The organism is Acinetobacter sp. WC-743 (assembly GCF_000335555.1).
GTDB lineage: Bacteria > Pseudomonadota > Gammaproteobacteria > Pseudomonadales > Moraxellaceae > Acinetobacter > Acinetobacter bereziniae.
Genome location: NZ_AMFQ01000048.1, coordinates 1 through 548, shown reverse-complemented (window position 1 = coordinate 548; position 548 = coordinate 1). Strand labels below are relative to the sequence as shown.

Below are 548 nucleotides of genomic sequence, written 5' to 3'. Positions count from 1 at the left end.
TCAATGTACTTGAAGCGTATTACGATAAAACTCAAATTGACAATCAAAGCCGAACTCAAAACTGGCTTATAGAGCAAACAGTCGCGCCCTTGAAACAAGGTGAGCGAATCAACAGCGATCAAATGCAGCAACAGCTTAAATTGCTCAATCGATTAAAAGGAGTGAACACTCGCAATGTCCTAAGTCCAGGAACTACAGTGGGCAGTAGCCAACTCAATGTAGAAGTACAAAATGCATCCCTACTCAATGGTTATATCGGTGCAGATAACTTTGGAAATAAATACACCAGTCGAGTACGAGGTACCGCCGGCATCTCCGTCAATAATTTAGCTGGTTTAGGGGATGAACTGAGCTTAGATCTGATGACTGCTGGTAAACGGATGAACTACGGACGTATCGGATACGCATTTACCTTTACAGGAATGGGGACACGTGCAGGCGCAAGCTATTCCTATCTTGATTACGAACTGGGTAAAGATTTAAAAAGTATTGGAGCAGAAGGAAGTGCAGCACAAAGCAGTGTATTTATTAGCCAACCTGCTTTACTG

Annotated in this window: 1 protein-coding gene; it reads left to right on the top strand. The window is 42.9% G+C overall.

Annotation, left to right across the window (positions count from 1 at the left end):
- Positions 1-548, top strand: a 548-nt coding sequence (locus tag ACINWC743_RS07065) for a ShlB/FhaC/HecB family hemolysin secretion/activation protein (RefSeq protein ID WP_009584913.1), incomplete at both ends; no start/stop codon positions are given.